The following is a 19,389-nucleotide window of genomic DNA, read 5'->3' on the forward strand; positions in this document are numbered from 1 at the left end:
GTAATTTGCACAGCGTGAGCACCAGCGACGTACCGGCCGATGTCGTCGGCCGGGCGATCCGGCTGCTCGTCCTGGTCGGCGAGCATCCACACGGCATCACGCTGTCGGCACTGGCCCGCGAGAGCGGCGTCCCCGTCAGCACATCACACCGGTTGGTCAACTCCCTGTGCCGGGAAGGTCTGGTGGAGTTCGAGACCGCCGGCAAGCGCTACAAACCAGGGCTGCGGCTGTTCCAGCTCGGCCAGCAGGCGGGCCAGGTGTACGGATTCGCCGGCACCGCCCTCCCCGTGATGCAGCGCGTGACGCGGCAGACCGAGGAAACCACCCTCATGTCCGTCCTCGACGGCGCCCGCCACCTGTACGTGCACTACGTGGACGGCCCCCAGCCGGTCGGCGTGCGCAGCGATCCAGGCCGCCACGGCCCGCTGCACTGCACCTCGATGGGCAAGGTCCTCATGGCCTTCGCCCCCGACGACGTACGCACCGACCTCCTGGAGCGTGTCGAGCTCACCCCGCACGGGCCGAACAGCATCACCGACCGCGGCGTCCTGCGCGAAGCCGTCGCCCGAGCCGCCGAGCGCGGCTACGCCACCGCCGACGAGGAACACCACCGCGGGCTGCGCGCCGTCGCCGTCCCCGTCCTGCGGCCGGACGGCAGCGTCTTCGCCGCCCTGTCCACCGCCGCGCCCGCCTTCCGCCGCAGCATGGACGATCTGGTCGCCATGGTGCCTCTGCTTCAGGCGGCGGCCTCCGAGCTGGGCGTCCGGCTGCCTGCCCGCTGATCCGGCCGGCCGTCGGTCCGCCTCCTGGATCCACAACGTACGAAGAACCCGAGGGCGCTTTCTGCGTGTTGCCGTCGTACGCCGTGGACCTGCCCTCGGTGCAGGGCACGAGCACGGCGTCGCCGTGCGGCCGGGCAGCGAATTCGACGCGCGGGACGAGGGCCCTCTGCGATTGTCGTACGCTGCCAGCCCGGAATCCATCACCGAGGGCGTCCGCCGACTGGCTCGCGGGCTCTCGGCCCTCCGCTGAACGGTGGTTCACATGTGACAGGAGCGTCGGCCGATGCGCAGCGACACCGAGCGCAACCGCAGGCAGCTCATCAAGGCCGCCGCGCGGCTGTTCGAGAACTCGCCGACCCAGGTCAGCCTGGCCGACATCGCCAAGCACGCCGAGGTGTCCACCGCGACGGCGTACCGGCACTTCTCCTCCGTCGAGGAGATCCTGCACGCCTTCCGGTCGCAGGTGGGATCCGAACTGCGCGAGTTCAGCGCGCGGCAGACCACCACCGGCATGGTCAAGCTGGAGGCGGTCTCCCGCTACTGGGTGTCGCTGGTGCTGGAGCGCGGCGGGGCGATGGCGCAGATGCGCTCGCACCGCGGCTACCTCGAACGACTGCGCGAGGGCACCGGCTATCTCGCTCCACAGGCCGAGGCGCTTGCGGAACCCTTGCGGCAGACCGCCGAGGAACTCGGCCTCGAGGACCCGGGGGACGAGGCCCTGTACCTGTGGAACGCCCTGTTCGACCCCCGCGACATCCTCGACCTCGTCAAGAGCGGACGGACGGAGGACGAGGCCGCCACCCGGCTGGTGGCCGCACTGCGCGGCGCTCTCATCGGCTGGTCCACGACCACGGACCAGGAGGGCGGAGGCTCCGGCTGAAACGGCCAGGCGATGGCTGCGTCCACGTCATGTGCTGGGCCGTCGTCCGGTCTGTTCGCGCTCAGGGGGTGCCCCAGCTGTGCATGTGCCGCTCCACTTTCTCCTGCACTTGCCGTCGCAGCTGGTCGTCTTGGCCGGGGTGGTCCATCCCCTCTGCCTCGAAGACGGCGTCGGTGAAGCGGTGCGCGTCGGCGGGCGGCGCCTGCAGCAGACGTCGCTGCTCGTGCGGTGGTAGGCAGAAGCCGAGGTCGACACAGAGTTCGTAGAGGAGTCGCTGGACATCGTCCTTCCGGTGGTGTCGGGGCATGAACACAGCTTGGTGGCAAGCCCGGTTGGCTCGCCACCGACTTATTGGCTTCATCGACGAGTCGTGGGCAGGCGACGGCAGCACCGAACGTCAGTGCATACCGCGTCGCACACGGCGCTTGTGGCGGGTGCTAGCGTGAAGCGGACTGGGCCGGTCCATCCGGCGAACCTGTGTCCTGACGGGGGACCTTTCAGCATGCACCGCCTTCCTCGCACCGCCGTGTTCGGCGCGGTCGCCGCCTCCGCCCTCCTCGCCCTCACGGCCTGCTCCGGCAGCGGGTCGGACGACGCGCCGTCCGCCGGTCAGGACGGCAAGAAGGACACCAGCAGCAGCGGCTCGCCGAGCTCGACGGCCACATCGTCGCGGTCCGCCGCGAAGGGCGAGCCGACCGGCGGATCCGGCAGCGGATCCGGCGCCGCCCAGGCCGTGACGTCCAAGGCCGAAGTGAGCGTCAAGTCGTGCCAGTTGCGCGACGCGTCCAAGCTGTTCGCGGTCGTCCAGCTCAACAACGCCAATGGCGCGGCGGATTATGCCTACACCGTCAAGATCCGTTTCCTGAACTCGGCACACCCCGACCAGGCGATTTACACCACCCTCGACCACCAGCCCGTCCAAGCCGGAGCCATGAGGAGCGCACTCGCGTCCACCGCTTGGAAGGGCGACTCCGCCGCGATGCCGAAGACCTGCCAGGTGGCCAAGGCCACCAAGGTGAAGACGGCCGGCTGACACCGGGCGCGGTACGAAGGCGGTCGCCGTCACCGTCGAGGTCCCGGGCGGCTGGTGGTGTGCCGGGGTGCCTGGTCCGGCCGGGCGTTGCCGGTTGCCTGGCCAGGGCCGGCCGGCGCGGATGAGGTGGCAGGCCCGGTGCGCGCGGTGACCACCATGACGGCGAGGCCGAGCGTCACGACCGCGGCGCCTGCGTACAGCGGCGCGGTGTAGCCCAGGCCCGCGCTGATCGCGAGGCCGCCGAGCCAGGCGCCCAGGGCGTTGCCTACGTTGGACGCCGAGACGTTGGCGCTGGCGGCGAGCGGCGCGCCGCCGGCGGCGTCCGTGACGCGGGTGATCATGCCAGGGACACCGGCGAACCCGAAAACGCCCATCAGGAAGACCAGGACCACCGACGCGACCCGTCCGTCGGCCAGCAGACCGAACGCCGCGAGCGTGGCGGCGAGCCCGGCCAGGGACACGATCAGCGTACGGTCGCGGTCGCGGTCGGCCGCCCGGCCCCCGGCGACGTTGCCGATGACCAGGCCGCTGCCGTAGACGACGAGCAACCAGGCGACGTCGGTACTGGAAAAGCCGGTGACCTCGGTGAAGGTGTACGCGAGGTAGCTGAACGCCCCGAACATGCCGCCGTAGCCGAGGGCGGTGGCGGCCAGGGTCAGCCACACCTGCCGGGAGCGGAAGGCGCGTAGCTGGGGGCGCAGGCCCACCGTCCGGTGGGCCTCGTCCACGGCGCCCGCCCAGGCCGGGACCCAGACGGCGATGGCGGCCACGGCCAGCACGCCGATCCCGGTGATCGCCCAGAACGTGGCGCGCCAGCCGAAGCGTTCGCCGACCAGGGCACCGAACGGGACGCCCAGTACGTTGGCGACCGTCAGCCCGGCGAACATCACGGCGACCGCGCGCGAGGCCCGCCCCGGCGGGACCATACGGCGGGCGACGAGCGAGCCGATGCCGAAGAAGGAGCCATGACACAGGGCGGCGACGACGCGGCCGAGCAGTGCCACGGCGTAGGTGGGCGCGACGGCGGACAGCAGGTTGCCAAGGACGAACAGCGCCACCAACCCGACGAGGACGGCCTTGCGGTGGATGCGGGTGGTGGCGGCGGTCAGCAGGATGGCGCCGATCGCGACGCTCAGCGCGTATCCCGAGATGAGCCACCCGGCCGCGGCCTCGGAGACATCCAGGTCGCGGCTCACCTGGGGCAGCAGGCCCGCGATCACGAACTCGGTCAGGCCGATACCGAAGCTGCCGAGCGCGAGCGCGACCAACCCGGCGGGCATCCTCCGCGCGTCCCCGTCCGGTTGGATGTTCACGCAAACATCATAGGGGCGGGTTCGTTAAACCGGGCTCGGCACGGGGGCGGCTGATGTCGGGTACGCGCCCTCGTTCCGGCACCGGTGACGATCCACTCCGGGACCGGGTGGGCCCTCCCCCGCAGCTGACTGGCGACCGCGCCGGCTCGTGGCAGTGATCACCGGCGTGCCCGTCCTGATGGCGCCACGGGCGATCGCGTGGCAGAACATGACCCGTAGCAGCCGTGCTTCGGGGTTTCCGGTGGGATGGGCCGACTCGTGGGCGAGCCGCCCCGTGTATTTCGATTGCCTCGCGGCCACAGGTCCATAGGATCACGGCGGTATGACATGTGCGCGGACGAGGGGAAAGCATGTGGCCAAGGTCGTGGAGCTGCTGTCCTATCCCGTCAAGGGGTGCGCCGGGATGTCGGCGCACGCCGCAGTGCTGACGCCCGCCGGTCTGGCCCATGACCGCGGTTTCATGGTCATCAGCGAGGAAGGTGTCTTCCGCAGCCAACGGCGCCACCCGCGGCTGGCCTTGATCCGCCCCTGGATCGGCGCCGACGGGCAACGGCTCACGCTGGGTGCCCCGGACGCGGACCCGGTCGTGATCGATGTCGACGCCTCCGGACCGCTGCGTGAGGTCGAGTTGTTCGGGGCACCGTTCAGGGGCGTCGACCAAGGCGACGCAGCCGCCGCGTGGTTGTCCGGTGTCCTCGGCGTGCCGAGCCGTCTGGTGCGCGTTCCGGACGACCACGAGCGGGTCACCGATGGCCGCACGCCCGGCACCTCCGGGTACGCCGACAGCTGTGCCGTCCACATCCTCTCCCGGGCCACCCTGGATCTGCTGAACGAGCGGCTGGACGAGCGCGGCGCCCCGCCCCTCCCCATGGACCGCTTCCGCCCGAACATCGTCGTCGACGGCTGGAACACCCCTCACACCGAGGACCGCGCCCACCGCATCACCATCGGCGACACGGAACTCGGCTACGCCAAGCTCGCCATCCGCTGCGCCGTCACCATGGTCGACCAGCGGTCGGGCGCCAAGGCGGGCCCCGAGCCGCTGCGCACCCTGGCCGCCTACCGCCGGGCCGCCGAGGGCGGCGTCGCGTTCGGCACGAAGTACGCCGTGCTGCGCCCCGGCAAGCTGTCCGTGGGCGACGAAGTGCACGTCACCTCATGGGGGGCGTCGGAGTTCTGACACGAACGAACCAGTACGGAGCCTCATGTCTGCCACGTCCGCCGAAGCCGCCCGCATCGCACTCCTGGTCCTCTACACCGACCACTTGGAGGAGTCCCGCGCGTTCTACACCGGTCTGGGACTGTCCTTCGTCCCGGAACAGCACGGGCGCGGGCCCACCCACTACGCCGCCACCCTGCCGGACGGCACGGTGATCGAGCTCTATCCCGCCACCGCCAAGCGGCCCGTCTCCAGTGTGCGGCTGGGCTTCACCGTCGAGGGCCGGGCTGTGACGCCGCCGCTGGCCCCTGGCCGCCACGTAGTGGAAGACCCGGATGGGCGTGCCGTGGAGCTGTACGCGTCATGAAGTCCTGAGGCGAGCGGCTGCTCGCGGGGCGCGCGTGACGGGCACACCCGCCCGGAGCATCGAGTCGTCCGTGGCCGCTCGCCGGGACTTCTCCCTGGGCCGAGCGGCCGGCTCAGCCACTCGGGCACAGCGTTCTCAGGGCCGGGGCCGGCCTTTCGTATCCGCGGGCACGGTGTCCTCGGCAAGGGCCGGGGCCGGGACGACGATCTTGCGGGGCTCGGCCAGAGCGGCGTGGTGGGCTTCCTCGTCCCGGGTCAGACACTCGATCAGATAGTCGCCGGTCTCGGGGTCGATGGTCACCCCGTGGGTCTCGCTGCGGAATCCGGGGAAGCGGCGGTCGAACGACTCCAGGGCCGTCAGATAGCGCAGCAGCGGACCGTTCACGGTGCCGGTGCCCTCGCCGGGCATCAGCACCGGGATACCGGGCGGCGTGACGGTGACCATGGCCGCGGCCACCCGGCCCGCCGCGTCGGCCAGCCGCACCCGCTCCGTGCCGCCGCGGATCAGTCGCTGGTAGCAGAGCTGCGGAGGGGCGACCGGCTCCGGGAGATCCTGGAAGGCGGTGTCCAGCAGCTGGACCAGGTCCACCTCGCGCAGGTAGTCGTGCATCTCCTGGCACAGACCGCGCAGGGTCCCGCCGGTGTAGCGGTTGGGGTGGGTGGTGACCAGCCCGGGCAGGACGCGGTCCAGTGGCGCGTCCTCGTCGTAGAGGGACTTGAAGTCCATCAGGGCGTCCAGGAGCGTGCCCCACTTGCCCTTGGTGATGCCCATGGAGAACAGGACCAGGGTGGTGTAGCTGTCGGTCTTCTCCACCACCACGTTCCGGGTGGCGAGGTAGGAGGTGAGGACCCGGGCGGGGATGCCCCAGTCGGCCATGTGGCCGCTTGCGTCGATTCCCGGGCAGGTCACGGTGACCTTGAGGGGGTCGAGCATGCAGTAGCCCTGGCCGAGCCCGGGGAATCCGTGCCAATCCGCGTCGGGTTCCAGCTCCCAGCACGACGGTTCCGTGCGCAGCAGCTCGGCCGGGGCCTCGTCGAAGGGCAGCCGCTCACCACTGGACGGGTCGGTCACCGTCTCCGGCTGCCAGACCCCGAAGAACCAGGCGGGACGGTCACCGGCGGCCTTGACGCGACGGCCGATCCGCACCACCGCCTGGCGGAAGCGGACCGCCTCGGTCACCGCCTCGTCGATCAGCCAGCGGCCTTGTGGGCCGTCCATCATCGCGGTGGCGACATCCAGGGAGGCGATCATCGGATACAGCGGAGAGGTGGTGCCGTGCATCATCAGCGCCTCGTTGAACCGGTCGTGCTCCACCGGGGCCCGGGGTGCGGGCTTGATGTGCACCATGGCGCTCTGCGACAGGGCGGCCAGCAGCTTGTGGGTGGACTGGGTGGCGAAGACGGTGGGGCGGTCCGGGCCGGGGAAGGTGTCGGGTCCTACCGACATCCCGTAGCGCCCGGCGTAGAGGGGGTGGAAGCGGGCGTAGGCGAACCACGCCTCGTCGAAGTGGACCCGGGGTGTGCTGGCCGAGAACGCCCGGGCGACCTGGACCGCGTCGTAACACAGGCCGTCGTAGGTGGAGTTGGTGAAGACCGCGTACTGGGCCCGGGGGGAGAGCGCGCCCTGCGCCAGCGGGTTTCCCCCGACGCGGGCGGCCACGGTGTCCGCCTGGACCTCGCCCGGGGGCAGCGGCCCGGAGAGGCCGTAGCCATTGCGTGTGGGGATCAGATACACCGGCCGTGAGCCGGAGATGACCAGGCCGTGGAGCACCGACTTGTGGCAGTTCCGGTCCACGAGGGCGATCTCGTCGCGGGTCACGCTGAAGTGGCCGACCAGGCGATCGCAGGTCGAATCGCCGTGGAGGACGAAGTATGTGAGGTCGGCGCCGAAGACCCGGGCGGCGTTCCGCTCCGCCTCGCCGATGGGCCCCGTGTGCTCGAACAGGGAGCCGAGCGCCTCGACCGAGATGGACAGGTCGCTGCGGAACAGGCGCTCCCCGAAGTAGTCGTGGAAGGCGCGGCCCACCGGTGACTTGAGGAAGGCGACGCCACCGGCGTGGGCGGGGGTGTGCCAGGAGTACTCGTGCGTATCGTCGAAGCGGCGCAGCGCCTTGAAGAACGGCGGCAGAACGGCTTCGCGGTAGGCGCGGGCGGCACTGGAGATACGCCCGGCGATGAAGGCGGCGGTGTCCTCCTCCGGCCAGACGTACCCGACGACGGTCTCCGACACCCACAGCGGCAGGTCCTCGAAGCCTTCGTCGGCCGCGCTGAGGAAGACCGGCAGGCCCTGGAAGCGCCGGCCGATGTCGCGCAGCACCGCGGCGCCGCCGGGTTCGCCGTCCGGACCGCCTCCCGGGTCGAGCTCCCAGTCCACCAACGCGGCTGCCAGACCGGCCTCGGTGCGCAGCACCGTCCGGGCCTCGGCGCCTGTTCCGGCCCACCGCACGGCGAACCCGGCGGTCTCGATGGCCTCATGGATCCTGCGGAGCTGCTCGGCCCCGGCCGTGTCGCCGCCGGAGTGCTCCCGTACCGCGAACAGAACGGTGTTGCCCGCCATATCCCCCTCCTCAGCCTGCTGACTCTGCTCTTCGGAGTCAGAGCCCTTCAGCGTCAGAAGTGTGCGGGGGCGGGCCCGCGCATGACGGAACAACGAAGGAAGACCACCCGAAAGAAGGAAAATCACCTCGCATCGCCCGGGTTCAGCCGTGGCGCGCCGCCCGGGCCAGGAAGTGGTGTGGCGCGTCCTCGTAGCGGTCCAGGTCCCAGCCCGTCACGCGGAGCGCGGGGCGCAGGTACTCCTCGGCCGGCAGGTCGTCGGGGTCCAGGGGCGGCCGTGGCTAAGGCGTCGACGGCCTCGCTGTCCACCTCCAGGTGGAACCGCAGCCCCCAGGCCGAGCCGCCGGTCCGGAACGCCTGGACCGGGTAGCGGTCGCAGGAGGCCAGCAGGGTGGCACCGGCCGGGGTCCATGGTGTCGCCGTGCCGGTGCAGCACGCGCAGGTGTTCGGGTGCCGCGGCAACAGCGGGTCGGCGGGCGCGGCCGGGGTCGTCCGTACCGCTCCCCCGCCGATCTGCTGACCGTCGCCGGGCCGGGCCACGGCGCCGGCCGCCACCGCGAGCAGTCGCGCGCCGAGGCACACCCCGAGCACGGGGACCTCCGCCTCCAGCGCGGCCCGCAGCAGCGCCGGCTCGGCCGTGAGGGCCGGGACTGCCGGGGAGTCGTCGTACGCCGCCATCGGTCCGCCCCTCACCACCGGGGCCGCCAGTCCGTCCGGCGATTCCGGGGGCCGGGTCCCCGGCCCAGGTCCGGCACGTCCGCACCGGCAGCCCGGCCGCCTCCGGCGCGGTGCCGATGGCGTACGGGCCCTCGTGCGGCAGATGCTGGACGACCAGGACGCCCGTCGGTTTCGCCCAGCTCACCGGTCCCGCTTCACTGTTGGGGTACCGGTATCGCCTGGCGTCAGGTCCACGAGCTGTAGCCGCCGTCCACGCGGATGGCGGTGATGCCGCTGATGTGCCGGGCCCCGCAGCGGTCCTGGGGCAGGACGAGTTGGGGACCCGCGCGGTCGAGCGGGGTGTCGTCGATGCGGACCGCGAGCAGGACGGGGGCTCGGCCGAAGTCGGGGTCGATCTCGCCCCAGGACAGCAGGGCGTGGTGGCCGTCCGTGCCGGAGACCGCGATAAGGAAGCGCAGGCGGTCCTTGCGGCGGGCGGGGTCGAAGCCCGGGCCAGCGGCCGCCAGCACGTCGTGCAGCAGTGGTCCGGTGAAGCGGTGGTGCCGGATTCCGCTGGTGGCGCATTCGAAGCTGACGTCGGCCTCGTGCTGGGGCCAGGCCAGCAGGTCGGGCACCGTGAGCCGGGCCGGACGGTTCAGATCGCCGGTGAGGACAAGGGCCGCCATCGGGCGGGCGGCCGTACCGGCGGCGACGCGGGACTGACTCACGGGCTACCACCTCCCGGATGACCGTACCCGGAGCCACGTCACGTACAAACGCACATGCCAACCTCGCCGATCACAGGTCCGGCTCTTGCGATGGCACAGGACGCCTATCCCTCGCAGATGCGGCAGGGGCATCGGCATCCGCATACCCGCCGGGGCCGGGGTACGGGGCGGTGGTCAGGGCCAGGCCGCGAGCCCCGTGGGTGACAGGGCGCGTTCCACGGGCAGACAGCCGGCCCCGAGCAGGTCGTCCTGGAGGATGGCGAGGGCGCCGCCGACCACGATGAGCCGGGGTTGTGGAAGCACACCATGGCGGCGAGGACTTCGCCGAGGCGTTCACCGGCTTCTCGTACGACGCGCAGGGTGCGGGGGGCGTTCTGCGCCCTTTCCGCGGCATCCTCGGAGGGTCGGTCAAGGGCTGAACCGCCACGTGCCCGGCCACACCGACGGCGTCCGGCCGGAAAATGCCTCAACGCGCCCCTGACAAGTCAGGATTCCCGTGGCACGCTGCCTCACGCACGTCTATCCGCACCGCTCTTCGTTCCCCCACCCTGCCCGGACGCAATCCGCCCGGGCACGGCAGAAGGAGACATGCGTGAGACGCCATCGCACTGCCGCGGGCATTCTGCTGGCCGTCGGAGCCCTGTTCAGCGGCGGCCTGCTGGGTACCGGCGCGGCCACCGCGGCAACCCCCGCATCGGCCTCCGGGCCGTCGGTAGCGGCCCGCACCGCATCGCCGGCCGAACAGCACAGGGCGCGCGCCTTCTGGACCGCCGAGCGGATGCGCGCGGCCACCCCGCTCGATGTGCTGCTGACCCGGAAGCCCGCCAAGCGCCTGACGACTCCCGAGGCCGGCGGGCCGTCGACGACCGTCGACCCCACCGCCGCCCCCGCGTCCTTCCCGCAGGCCGGTGGTCCGTGGACCGGCAGCGGGGCCGTCGTCTCCACCTCGGGCCGGGTGTTCTTCACCTTCCAGGGGCGTACCGCGTCCTGCACCGGCAATGCCGTGACCAGCCAGAACGCCAGCACCGTCATCACAGCCGGGCACTGTGTGAAGTACCAGGGCAGCTGGCACACCAACTGGGTCTTCGTGCCCGGCTACAACAACGGCAACGCGCCGTACGGCCAGTGGACCGCGGCCACGACACTCACCACCCCGCAGTGGGAAGCGAGTGAGGACATGAACTACGACATCGGCGCCGCGGTCGTCGCCCCGCTGAACGGCAAGAAGCTCACCTCGGTCGTCGGCGCGCAGGGAATCCAGTTCAACGGCGGCTACAACAAGCAGATGTACTCCTTCGGCTTCCCCGCCGCCTCGCCGTACGACGGCACGAAGCTCATCTACTGCAGCGGCAACAGCTCGAAGGACTTCCTCCTCACGCAGGACCACGGCCTGGCCTGCAACATGACGGGCGGCTCCAGCGGCGGCCCCTGGCTCACCGGCTTCAGTGAGGCCACCGGCACCGGGCTGCAGGTCTCCGTGAACAGCTTCGGCTACGTCTTCCTGCCGAACACGATGTTCGGCCCGTACTTCGGCGACGAGGCGAAGGCCCTGTACGACAAGGCCCAGGCTTCCTAGCGGCCGGCCGCGGGGGCAAGGCATCGGCGTGGGTGGCGGGAAGCGCGGAGACCGCGCTTCCCGCCACCGGCTCCGTCACACCGGTACGGCCCCGGTCACTCCACGACGCGCAGCAGATACGTGTCCATGATCCATCCATGCCGGTCGCGTGCCTCGGCGCGCACCCGCCGGATGCGGTCGGACACCTCTCGCAGCGGCCCGGCGACCAGGAGTTCGTCCGGCGTGCCGAGGTAGGCGCCCCAGTAGATCCAGACGTCGCCTCCGGCCTGGGTGAACGACTCGTGCGCGTCGAGCAGCACGACGATGTCTCCGTCGTCGTTCCGGCCCACGTCGGAGAGCCGGCGGGCCGGGGTGATGTGCAGCGGCCGGCCCACCCGGTTCAGGGGGATGCGGTGCCGCGCGGCGAGCGACGAGACGCTGCTGATGCCGGGGATGACCTCGACGTCGACGGAGACGGAGCCACGTGCCTCGATGGCGGCGAGGATCCCGAGGGTGCTGTCGTACAGCGACGGGTCGCCCCACACCAGGAACGCCGCGGTCTCGTCGGCCGTCATCTCGTCCCGTAGCAGGCCTTCGAAGATGTCCGCGCGACGGGCGCGCCAGTCGTGGACGGCGGTCGTGTAGTCGCCGCGCCCCATCGGGCGCCGGTCGCGGCTCGGGTCGTCCACCTCCACCACGCGGTAGGGCGCCCGCGCGTGCTCGTCCAGCATGCGGTGGCGGAGATCGGTGAGTGCGGAGGTGTCGGCCCCCTTGCCGACGATGAAGAAGACGTCGGCGCGGCCCATCGCCTTCACCGCCCCGAGCGTCAGGTAGTCGGGGTCACCCGCTCCGATGCCGATGACGAGGATCCGGCGTTGCTGCGTGGTCATGGGACGCAGTCTCGCAGGCGGGGGCCCGGCCGGCGGCTCGGTCCGCCTGGCCCGAGGAACGCGGGAGGGCCCGCGGATGGCTCCGCGGGCCCTCGTACGCCTCGGTAGGGGTCAGTTCGGGGCGGCCGCCATCGGGCGGGGCGCCTCGGCCTTCGCGGCCCGCGGGTTCAGCAGCCGCTCGGCCAACTCGCCGAAGATGAGCCCGAATCCGCCCCACAGGGTGAGCTGCATGGCGAGGGCGGACAGCCGGAACCGCCACAGCACGGTGGCGGGGAAGCCCCCCGGCACCTCGTTGACCACCGGCAGGAAGGCGTACGCCAGCCCGATCGCGACGGCGAAGGCGGCCACCGCGGCGACGGTGGCGTACCAGGTGCCGAACTTCGGGGCGAGCCGCTTGCCCAGGAGGGTGGCGCCGATCGTGAGGAGGATGCTGAGCAGCATCATCAGGAAGTACAGCGTCGTTCGTTTGCCGATGGTGTCGGCGTTGCCGACCGCGGGCGGGTTGGCCGGGTACTTCAGGAACGGCACGACGTAGACCGCGAGCAGCGCGCAGCCGGAGAGCAGCAGCGCGGTGGCCCGGGGGCTGAAACGGCCGACGCGGCCGAGGGCGAAGCAGTAGGCGAGGGCGGCGACGCCGCCGAAGGTGACCCCGTAGATCAGGACACCGGTGGCCAGGCCCGCGGTGGACTGCAGGCTACGGGAGACGAGCTCGACCTCGTGCCCGTGGGCGTGGGCCTCCTCGAAGCTGATCGCGCTGTCGACGTTCGGCTCACCGAGGAAGTACGCGGCGATCAGCGCGAGCAGGCCGGCGCCCAGGCCCGCGAACATGCCCCGGACCAGGAGATTTCTTACCGTTGCGGAGTTCATGAGTGCGTGGCGTCCCTCGCTCAGTGGCAGGGGAAGCCGAGCAGGTGGCGGGCGTCGTGCACCCACTCGTGAACGCTCTCGCCGGAGACGACAGCGGTGGCGCCCTGCTCGGCGCCGACGAAGTACAGCAGGACCAGCATCAGGATGCCGAAGAAGACCGCCCAGGGAGCTATCGCCTTGAGCGGCAGCGGGGCGGGGAGAGCGGGGGTGGCGGGTGTCGGCTGGGCGACTGGCTGCGCCATGGCAGGGCCTCCTCTGGGAGTTCGCGTCCCATCTCGGTGGTGCACAGGACGACTGCTACGGGTCTGACTCACCACCACCTCCCGCGAGGCGATGGCACACAGTGGCGCGACCGTGCCGGATTCCCACCGGCTTCCGTCTTGCCGTCGTCGATATCGCAGCGACGATACCGCGCGGCACGTGCGTGGCCAAGACCGGCCACCTGGCCTGATCGTTTCTCGGGCCGGGCATGCCGCCGTCACGCTCGGCGCGGGTCCCGCTTACCCTGATTCGGTCGTTTGTTCCTGGGCGGCGCTCTGTAACGCTATGTGATCGGGAGTACGTGATGGCCACCTCCACCGACGTGGAGACCCGCCCGGAGGGGGCCCGCAAGGGAGGTCGGCTCCGGAGCTGGCTGCTGGAGGGCCTGTCCGATATGGCCAAGCAGCAGCCCGGGCCCCATGCCCAGGTCCCGGAGGGACACAAGGGGCAGCGGTGGTGGCGGGTGATGTGCCTGACCGGTGTGGACTACTTCTCCACGCTCGGTTACCAGCCCGGTATCGCCGCTCTCGCGGCCGGGCTGCTGTCCCCCGTCGCCACCATCGTGCTGGTGGCGGTGACCCTGGCGGGGGCGCTGCCGGTGTACCGGCGGGTGGCCAAGGAGAGCCCGCATGGTGAGGGGTCGATCGCGATGCTGGAGCGGCTGCTGTCGTTCTGGCAGGGCAAGCTGTTCGTTCTGACACTGCTGGGGTTCGCGGCCACCGACTTTTTGATCACCATCACCCTCTCGGCCGCCGACGCCTCCACCCACCTGGTGGAGAACCCGCACTTCACCAGCGTTCTGCAGGGTCACGAGGTGGCCATCACGCTGGGGCTGGTCGCCCTGCTCGGCGCCGTCTTCCTCAAGGGCTTCATGGAAGCCATCGGGGTGGCGGTGGTGCTCGTGGGCGGCTATCTGGCGCTGAACGTGGTCGTCGTGATCGTCGGGCTGTGGCATGTGGCCACCGCCTCCCATGTGGTCACCGACTGGTCCCGGGCGCTGACCGAACAGCACAGCAACCCGCTGGTCATGGTCGGTCTGGCGCTGGTGGTGTTCCCCAAACTCGCACTGGGCCTGTCCGGCTTCGAGACCGGCGTGGCCGTCATGCCTCATGTGCAGGGCGACCCGGGTGACACCGAGGAGCGGCCCACCGGGCGGATCCGGGACACCAGGAAGCTGCTCACCACCGCCGCCGTGATCATGAGCGCCTTCCTGATCACCACGAGCTTCATCACCACCGTGCTCATCCCGCAGGACGAGTTCAAGGCCGGCGGCAAGGCCAACGGGCGAGCGCTGGCGTATCTCGCGCACCACTATCTGGGGTCCGTCTTCGGCAGCGTCTACGACGCCGCGACCATCGGCATCCTGTGGTTCGCGGGCGCCTCCGCCATGGCCGGACTGCTCAACCTCATGCCGCGCTATCTGCCCCGCTACGGCATGGCCCCGCACTGGGCCCGCGCGGTGCGTCCCATGGTGCTGGTCTTCACCCTGATCGCCTTCCTGGTCACCTGGATCTTCAACGCCGATGTGGACGCCCAGGGCGGCGCGTACGCCACCGGGGTGCTGGTCCTGATGACCTCCGCCGCCGTCGCCGTCACGATCGCCGCCCGCCGCGCCGGGCAGCGGGGCTGGACCGTCGGCTTCGGCGTGATCTCCGCGGTCTTCGTCTACACCACGGCGGTCAACGTCGTGGAACGCCCCGACGGCGTGAAGATCGGCGCGTGTTTCATCGCGGGCATCATCGCGGTGTCGCTGCTGTCCCGGCTCGCCCGTGCTTTCGAGCTACGGGTCACCGACATGGACCTGGACGACATGGCCCGGCGTTTCGTCCGTGACTGCGCCACCCGCCGCATACGGTTCATCGCCAACGAGCCGGACCACCGGGACGCGACCGAGTACCGCGACAAGATCCTGCAGATCCGGGCCGACAACGACATCCCGGACGAGGAGGACCTGGTCTTCGTCGAGGTCACCGTCCGCGACCCCTCCGACTTCGAATCGGCGCTGCGCGTGCACGGCGAGGTGCTGCACGGCCGCTACCGTGTCCTGACCCTCGACGGCTCCAGCATCCCCAACTCGCTGGCCGCGCTGCTGCTGCACGTCCGGGATGTGACCGGGTGCAGGCCGCACATCTACTTCGAGTGGACCGAGGGCAGCCCCTTCGCCCAGTTCCTGCGGTTCTTCCTCTTCGGCCAGGGAGAGGTCGCTCCGGTCACGCGAGAGGTGCTGCGCGAGGCCGAGCCGGACCGGGCCCGGCGGCCTCATGTTCATGTCGGCTGAGTGCCGGGGCGGAGCCCCGTGGCGAGCCGGGCGCCGTTGGGGAGGGCAGCGATGAGTGGACACCCGATGGCCGATCCCCTCCGCCGAGTCCTGACCCGGACCGGCCGGACCGCCCGGGCCCCCAAGCCGCCGCGCGAACGGACCTGGAAGGACCTGTCACCGCTGCTGCGGCTGCTGATCCTCACGCAGCTCGCCTTCAACATCGGTTTCTACGCCGTGCTGCCGTTCCTCGCCGAGCACCTCGGCACCGCGATCGGCATGGCGGGCTGGCTGGTCGGCTTCGTCCTGGGGTTGCGGACCTTCAGCCAGCAGGGCCTGTTCGTGGTCGGCGGCTGGCTGGTGGACCGGCACGGCGTGCGGCCGGTCGTACTGGCCGGGTGCGTGCTGCGGATCGCGGGGTTCGCCTGGCTGGGGTACGCGGAGTCGAGCTGGGCCGTGGTCGGCGCGGTGCTGCTGATCGGTTTCGCCGCCGCTCTGTTCTCCCCGGCGGTGGAGTCCGAGGTGGCCCGGCAGGCGGTGATCTGGGAGCGGGAGGGCCGTGGTCCCCGTACCCGGGTGCTGGCCCTGTTCAGCGCGGCGGGGCAGGCCGGGGCCTTCGTCGGGCCGCTGCTCGGCGGTCTGCTGCTGGTCGTGGACTTCCGCACCGCGTGCCTGGCCGGAGCGGGGGTCTTCGTCCTCGTCCTCGCCGGGCACGCGCGGCTGATGCCACGGCACATCCCCGGCCGGGCCCGCACCCGGGAGCGGGGCGGGGTGCGGGCGATGCTGGCGAACCGCCGCTTCCTCGCCCTGTGCTGCGCGTACGGCAGCTATCTGCTCGCCTACAACCAGCTCTACCTCGCCCTGCCGGAGGAGGTGGAGCGCGCGACGGGGTCGCAGGCTCCCCTGTCCTGGCTGTTCGCGCTGTCCTCCCTGCTGGTCGTGTGCGCCCAGCTGCCGGTGACCCGCTGGGCGGGCGACCGGCTCGATCTGCGCCGCTCGATGGCGGGCGGGCTGCTGCTCGTCGCGGCCGGTTTCGCGGTGGTGGCCGCCGCCCGCCCGGCAGGGTGGTCGGGGGCCGCGGGACTGCTGCCCGCGGCGGGGTTCGTCGTCCTGCTCACCCTGGGGCAGATGCTGGTCGTCCCGGCCGCCCGCGCCTGGGTGCCCGACCTCGCCGAGGACGGACGGCTCGGCCTCTATACCGGGGCGCTGTCGTCCGTATCCGGCCTGATCGTCCTCATCGGCAGCTCGGCCACCGGCTCCCTGCTCGACCTGGGTCTCCCCGCCGCCGTGCCCTGGCTGGTCCTCGCCGCCGTCCCGGCCCTCGCGGTGGCGGCGCTGCCCCGCCGCCGGGGACCGGCCGGGGCGGCGGACGCGTGATCAGGCGGCCCGGCCGGGCGGCTGCCAGCCCAGGACCGGGCCGAGCCTGGTGGCGATGTCGGTGAGGATCTGGACGTAGTCCTCGTGCTCGAAGGTGAACGGCAGCGCGAACGCGACCTCCTCCACCTCCCGGAAGGCGGCGTGGGAGGCGAGCCGTTCGGCGATCTCCTGCGATGTGCCGACGAGGTCGGGGGCGAACATCATGCGCGCCGGGCCCTGTGGCGTGGCGGTCCTCGGCATCCGTTTCCGGGCGTACCGCTCGTATTTCGCGCGCTGCTCCGGCGAGGCGGTGTCGGTGGGGATGACGACGAGCCCCTGGGAGACCCGGGCGCGGTCGCCGTCGGGGTGGTGGGCGCGGAAGGCGCGTATGTGGGACAGCTGGATCTCGGCGAAGTCCTCGGACTCCTCCGCCTTCACGACGCTGCTGGTGAGCAGGTTCATTCCCTGGTCGCCGGCCCAGCGGGCCGACCGCAGGCTGCCGCCGCCGTACCACATGCGGCGGCCGAGGCCCGGGGCGTGCGGCTGGACACGGTCGGAGAACACCTCGAAGCCCTCGACACCGCTGAAGTCGGTGGCCGGTTCGCCGCGTACGAAGTCCAGCAGCCGTCGCACCCGCTCGTGACTGAAGTCCTCGGCGTCGGCCGTGTCCGGGTAGAGGGCGCCCTTGACCTGGTCGTAGTGGTTCGGCGGGCCGACGCTGACCCCCGGGTTGAGGCGCCCCCGGGACAGGATGTCGACCGTCGCCAGGTCTTCGGCCAGCCGTAGCGGATTCTCCCATCCGACGGGTATGACGGCTGTGCCCAGCTCGATGCGGCTGGTGCGTTGCGTCGCCGCCGCCAGGACGGCGACGGGCGAGGAGATGCCGTATTGCAGATGCCGGTGGCGCACCCAGGCGCTGTCGAATCCCAGGCGTTCACCCAGTTCGATGATCTCCAGTGTCGACTCATGGCCCCGGCGGGGGTCGGCCTCGTCGAACAGCCCTATCGTCAAGAAGCCGAGCTTCCGCAAGGGCTTCGGGCTCACCGGCGTCTGCTTGTGTGTCGTCATACCGCAGGAGTCTCCAGTATCCGCGCGGCACCGGTGCGGGATCGGGTGACGCCCTGCCGTACGACCGCCAGGTCGTGGGCGATGAACAGCAGCGCCAGGCCGAGGTCACGCCGCAGGTCGGCCAGGAGGTTGACGATCTGGGCCTGCACCGAGACGTCGAGCGCCGAGACGGGTTCCAGCAGGCCACGCCCCCGCCGGCCAGGGGCGACACCTCGGTCCGGCACTGCTCGTCCGCCGCCGCGCACCGCTGTGCGAACGCGCAGCCGGCGAGCGGCAGCGACAGGTCGGGCGGTGCGCCGGGGATGCCGGTGAGCCTCCTGCCCGCCAGCGCGTCGTCGAGCGTGTGCCGGCCCGATGATCACGAACTCGAAGAGGTCGAACAGTGGTCACGTCGTCGCGCAGCCTGAGCGTGATGCTCCGTCCGTCGGCGGCATACCTCCACGACGTGGCCACCTCCGGCTGGGGCCGCAACCGGTCGTCGTAGCGGATCAGGCGGCCCGCAGGGCGGTGCGCCGGGACAGCGGGAGGAGTGGGTCGAACGCCCACCGGGTGCGCTCACTTGGCTTCCACTCGCCCGACCGGGTGGGGGCCGGCCGTCAGCGTGTCACGCGCCGCTTGCCAAGCGGGCTCCCCCGGGTACAGCTCGGTGCGGAGGTAGGCCCAGGTGAGCCGCTGGACGGCGGATACGCGCTCGGGGTTCTCGTCCGTGGTTTCGGCGACGTCATACCCGGAGACTCCGCCGAGCCCGTGCTCCGCGTCGAACAGGGTGAGCAGGGTCTTGGGGCCCGGGGCGAGGGTGTACGGGTCGGCGTGCCAGTCCGGGCCCATGACCGTCAGATGGGCGGAGGTGTCCTTATCGCCGGCGACCACGAGGGCGGGGGTCGTCATCGTGGAGAAGTCCATGGTCGAGAAGAAGGAAAGGTTCTCTGACGCGAACGGGCTGAGCGCGTCGCCGCCTCTGCCGGGCGCGGCGAGCAGGACGCCTGCCTTGATGCGGGGTTCGGCCAGGTTCACTTCCGTACCGTCGTGCGGGTCGGTGAGCCGGGCGCCCAGCAGCAGGCTCGCGGTGTGCCCGCCCATCGAGTGCCCGGCCACGGCCACCCTGCCGTGGTCCAGTCGCCCGGCGAGCTGCGGCACGGCGGACTCGATCACATCGAGCTGGTCGAGGATGCGCTTCATGTCCTCGGCCCGTGATCGCCAGAACAGGGGCGCCCCGGGGGTGGCGGGGTCCAGGCTCAGCGTCCTGGAACTCAGATGGGTGGGCTGGATGACGACGAAGCCGTGCGCCGCCCAGTAGTTGGCGAGCGGGGCGTAGCCGTTCAGCGAGGACAGGTGGTTCGAGGGGCCCTGGCCGTGCGAGAGGAGGATGACGGGCAGGTCGCTCCCGGTCACCGGTGCAGAGACGCGCATCTCCAGATCCACGGCCCGGTCCGGAGCGGACAGCACCACCGGGCTGACCGAGAGGACGGGGGCGGAGGAGCTGAACGTATCGGCTGTGTACGTCGGTTCACTCATGACGCGTGTTTCCCTTCCATGACGACATATGGCCACACATGGCCACAGAAAAAGCGGAGCGTCGTTCCGGATCAATATACGGAGCAACGTTCCGCTTCGTCAACGGCCTTGGGAACAGGCGCAGGAGACAGGGGAGTTCACTCGGT

20 protein-coding genes, 1 pseudogene and 1 riboswitch are annotated in these 19,389 nt (G+C 71.2%); of the genes and pseudogenes, 9 read left to right on the forward strand and 12 right to left on the reverse strand.

The genetic code is table 11. The annotated features are described in order from the left end of the window. Positions 1 to 14 precede the first annotated feature (14 nt). Complete coding sequence (locus tag ABZ562_RS17870) at positions 15 to 782, forward strand: IclR family transcriptional regulator (RefSeq protein ID WP_361479941.1); 768 nt, start codon at positions 15 to 17, stop codon at positions 780 to 782. A gap of 283 nt (positions 783 to 1,065) precedes the next feature. After that, positions 1,066 to 1,662: a helix-turn-helix domain-containing protein gene (locus ABZ562_RS17875; RefSeq protein WP_361479944.1), complete on the forward strand. Its 597-nt coding sequence runs from the start codon at positions 1,066 to 1,068 to the stop codon at positions 1,660 to 1,662. 61 nt (positions 1,663 to 1,723) lie between these two features. Here ABZ562_RS17875 and ABZ562_RS17880 read toward each other — a convergent pair whose 3' ends face one another. After that, positions 1,724 to 1,969 (reverse strand): hypothetical protein, encoded by a 246-nt coding sequence (locus tag ABZ562_RS17880; RefSeq protein WP_361479947.1) that lies wholly within the window; start codon positions 1,967 to 1,969, stop codon positions 1,724 to 1,726. Between the two features lie 195 nt (positions 1,970 to 2,164). Between ABZ562_RS17880 and ABZ562_RS17885 the strand changes: the two genes are divergently transcribed. Continuing rightward, the gene (locus ABZ562_RS17885; RefSeq protein ID WP_361479950.1) at positions 2,165 to 2,695 is read left to right on the forward strand and encodes a hypothetical protein; all 531 of its coding nucleotides are present in this window, start codon (positions 2,165 to 2,167) and stop codon (positions 2,693 to 2,695) included. 29 nt (positions 2,696 to 2,724) lie between these two features. On the opposite strand, the gene ABZ562_RS17890 is transcribed toward ABZ562_RS17885, so the two are convergent. Beyond that, entirely contained in the window at positions 2,725 to 3,975 is a 1,251-nt protein-coding gene (locus ABZ562_RS17890; protein WP_361480384.1) for an MFS transporter, read from the reverse strand. A 385-nt stretch (positions 3,976 to 4,360) separates the two neighbouring features. Here ABZ562_RS17890 and ABZ562_RS17895 point away from each other — a divergent pair, with 385 nt between their 5' ends. After that, on the forward strand, positions 4,361 to 5,188 hold the full coding sequence (locus tag ABZ562_RS17895) for an MOSC N-terminal beta barrel domain-containing protein (RefSeq protein WP_361479953.1): 828 nt from the start codon (positions 4,361 to 4,363) through the stop codon (positions 5,186 to 5,188). 25 nt (positions 5,189 to 5,213) lie between these two features. Further along, positions 5,214 to 5,534, forward strand: coding sequence for a VOC family protein (locus ABZ562_RS17900; protein ID WP_361479956.1), 321 nt, complete (start codon positions 5,214 to 5,216; stop codon positions 5,532 to 5,534). Positions 5,535 to 5,669: 135 nt separating this feature from the next. Here the strand turns inward: ABZ562_RS17900 and ABZ562_RS17905 are convergent, their stop codons facing one another. The 4 genes from ABZ562_RS17905 to ABZ562_RS17920 form a co-directional block, all read right to left on the reverse strand. Further along, positions 5,670 to 8,090, reverse strand: coding sequence for an Orn/Lys/Arg decarboxylase N-terminal domain-containing protein (locus ABZ562_RS17905; protein WP_361479958.1), 2,421 nt, complete (start codon positions 8,088 to 8,090; stop codon positions 5,670 to 5,672). 122 nt (positions 8,091 to 8,212) lie between these two features. Continuing rightward, positions 8,213 to 8,767 carry a gamma-glutamyl-gamma-aminobutyrate hydrolase family protein gene (locus ABZ562_RS17910; protein WP_361479961.1) on the reverse strand — a complete coding sequence of 185 codons (555 nt, stop codon included), beginning with the start codon at positions 8,765 to 8,767 and terminating at the stop codon, positions 8,213 to 8,215. 224 nt (positions 8,768 to 8,991) lie between these two features. Further along, a complete protein-coding gene (locus ABZ562_RS17915) occupies positions 8,992 to 9,474 on the reverse strand; it encodes a molybdopterin-dependent oxidoreductase (protein WP_361479964.1) in 483 nt (160 codons plus the stop codon). 174 nt (positions 9,475 to 9,648) lie between these two features. Continuing rightward, positions 9,649 to 9,777, reverse strand: a complete 129-nt coding sequence (locus tag ABZ562_RS17920; protein ID WP_361479967.1) for a hypothetical protein — start codon at positions 9,775 to 9,777, stop codon at positions 9,649 to 9,651. Between ABZ562_RS17920 and ABZ562_RS17925 the strand changes: the two genes are divergently transcribed. Both ABZ562_RS17925 and ABZ562_RS17930 read left to right on the forward strand, forming a co-directional pair. Further along, positions 9,768 to 9,893 (forward strand): hypothetical protein, encoded by a 126-nt coding sequence (locus ABZ562_RS17925; RefSeq protein ID WP_361479970.1) that lies wholly within the window; start codon positions 9,768 to 9,770, stop codon positions 9,891 to 9,893. The genes ABZ562_RS17920 and ABZ562_RS17925 overlap by 10 nt on opposite strands. Before the next feature lie 173 nt (positions 9,894 to 10,066). Next, positions 10,067 to 11,050, forward strand: a complete 984-nt coding sequence (locus ABZ562_RS17930; RefSeq protein ID WP_361479973.1) for a peptidase — start codon at positions 10,067 to 10,069, stop codon at positions 11,048 to 11,050. Positions 11,051 to 11,145: 95 nt separating this feature from the next. Here ABZ562_RS17930 and cobF read toward each other — a convergent pair whose 3' ends face one another. The 3 genes from cobF to ABZ562_RS17945 form a co-directional block, all read right to left on the reverse strand. After that, positions 11,146 to 11,919: a precorrin-6A synthase (deacetylating) gene (gene cobF, locus ABZ562_RS17935; RefSeq protein WP_361479976.1), complete on the reverse strand. Its 774-nt coding sequence runs from the start codon at positions 11,917 to 11,919 to the stop codon at positions 11,146 to 11,148. A 111-nt stretch (positions 11,920 to 12,030) separates the two neighbouring features. After that, positions 12,031 to 12,786 carry a CbtA family protein gene (locus tag ABZ562_RS17940; RefSeq protein ID WP_361479979.1) on the reverse strand — a complete coding sequence of 252 codons (756 nt, stop codon included), beginning with the start codon at positions 12,784 to 12,786 and terminating at the stop codon, positions 12,031 to 12,033. 20 nt (positions 12,787 to 12,806) lie between these two features. Then, positions 12,807 to 13,028: a CbtB-domain containing protein gene (locus ABZ562_RS17945; RefSeq protein WP_361479981.1), complete on the reverse strand. Its 222-nt coding sequence runs from the start codon at positions 13,026 to 13,028 to the stop codon at positions 12,807 to 12,809. 36 nt (positions 13,029 to 13,064) lie between these two features. Beyond that, positions 13,065 to 13,206: riboswitch (cobalamin riboswitch) on the reverse strand. A gap of 145 nt (positions 13,207 to 13,351) precedes the next feature. On the opposite strand from ABZ562_RS17945, the gene ABZ562_RS17950 reads away from it, so the two are divergent. Then, positions 13,352 to 15,325: an amino acid transporter gene (locus tag ABZ562_RS17950; protein WP_361479984.1), complete on the forward strand. Its 1,974-nt coding sequence runs from the start codon at positions 13,352 to 13,354 to the stop codon at positions 15,323 to 15,325. A gap of 66 nt (positions 15,326 to 15,391) precedes the next feature. Next, the gene (locus ABZ562_RS17955; protein ID WP_361479987.1) at positions 15,392 to 16,681 is read left to right on the forward strand and encodes an MFS transporter; all 1,290 of its coding nucleotides are present in this window, start codon (positions 15,392 to 15,394) and stop codon (positions 16,679 to 16,681) included. Here ABZ562_RS17955 and ABZ562_RS17960 read toward each other — a convergent pair whose 3' ends face one another. From ABZ562_RS17960 to ABZ562_RS17970, 3 genes and pseudogenes are all read right to left on the reverse strand, one after another. Beyond that, on the reverse strand, positions 16,682 to 17,728 hold the full coding sequence (locus ABZ562_RS17960; RefSeq protein ID WP_361479990.1) for an LLM class flavin-dependent oxidoreductase: 1,047 nt from the start codon (positions 17,726 to 17,728) through the stop codon (positions 16,682 to 16,684). It abuts the gene before it with no gap. A gap of 53 nt (positions 17,729 to 17,781) precedes the next feature. Then, positions 17,782 to 17,904: pseudogene (locus tag ABZ562_RS17965) on the reverse strand (dipeptide/oligopeptide/nickel ABC transporter ATP-binding protein); the annotation flags it as partial. 379 nt (positions 17,905 to 18,283) lie between these two features. Then, the gene (locus ABZ562_RS17970) at positions 18,284 to 19,243 is read right to left on the reverse strand and encodes a chlorophyllase (protein WP_361479992.1); all 960 of its coding nucleotides are present in this window, start codon (positions 19,241 to 19,243) and stop codon (positions 18,284 to 18,286) included. Positions 19,244 to 19,389 lie beyond the last annotated feature (146 nt).

The organism is Streptomyces sp. NPDC019937 (assembly GCF_040631655.1).
Lineage (GTDB): Bacteria > Actinomycetota > Actinomycetes > Streptomycetales > Streptomycetaceae > Streptomyces.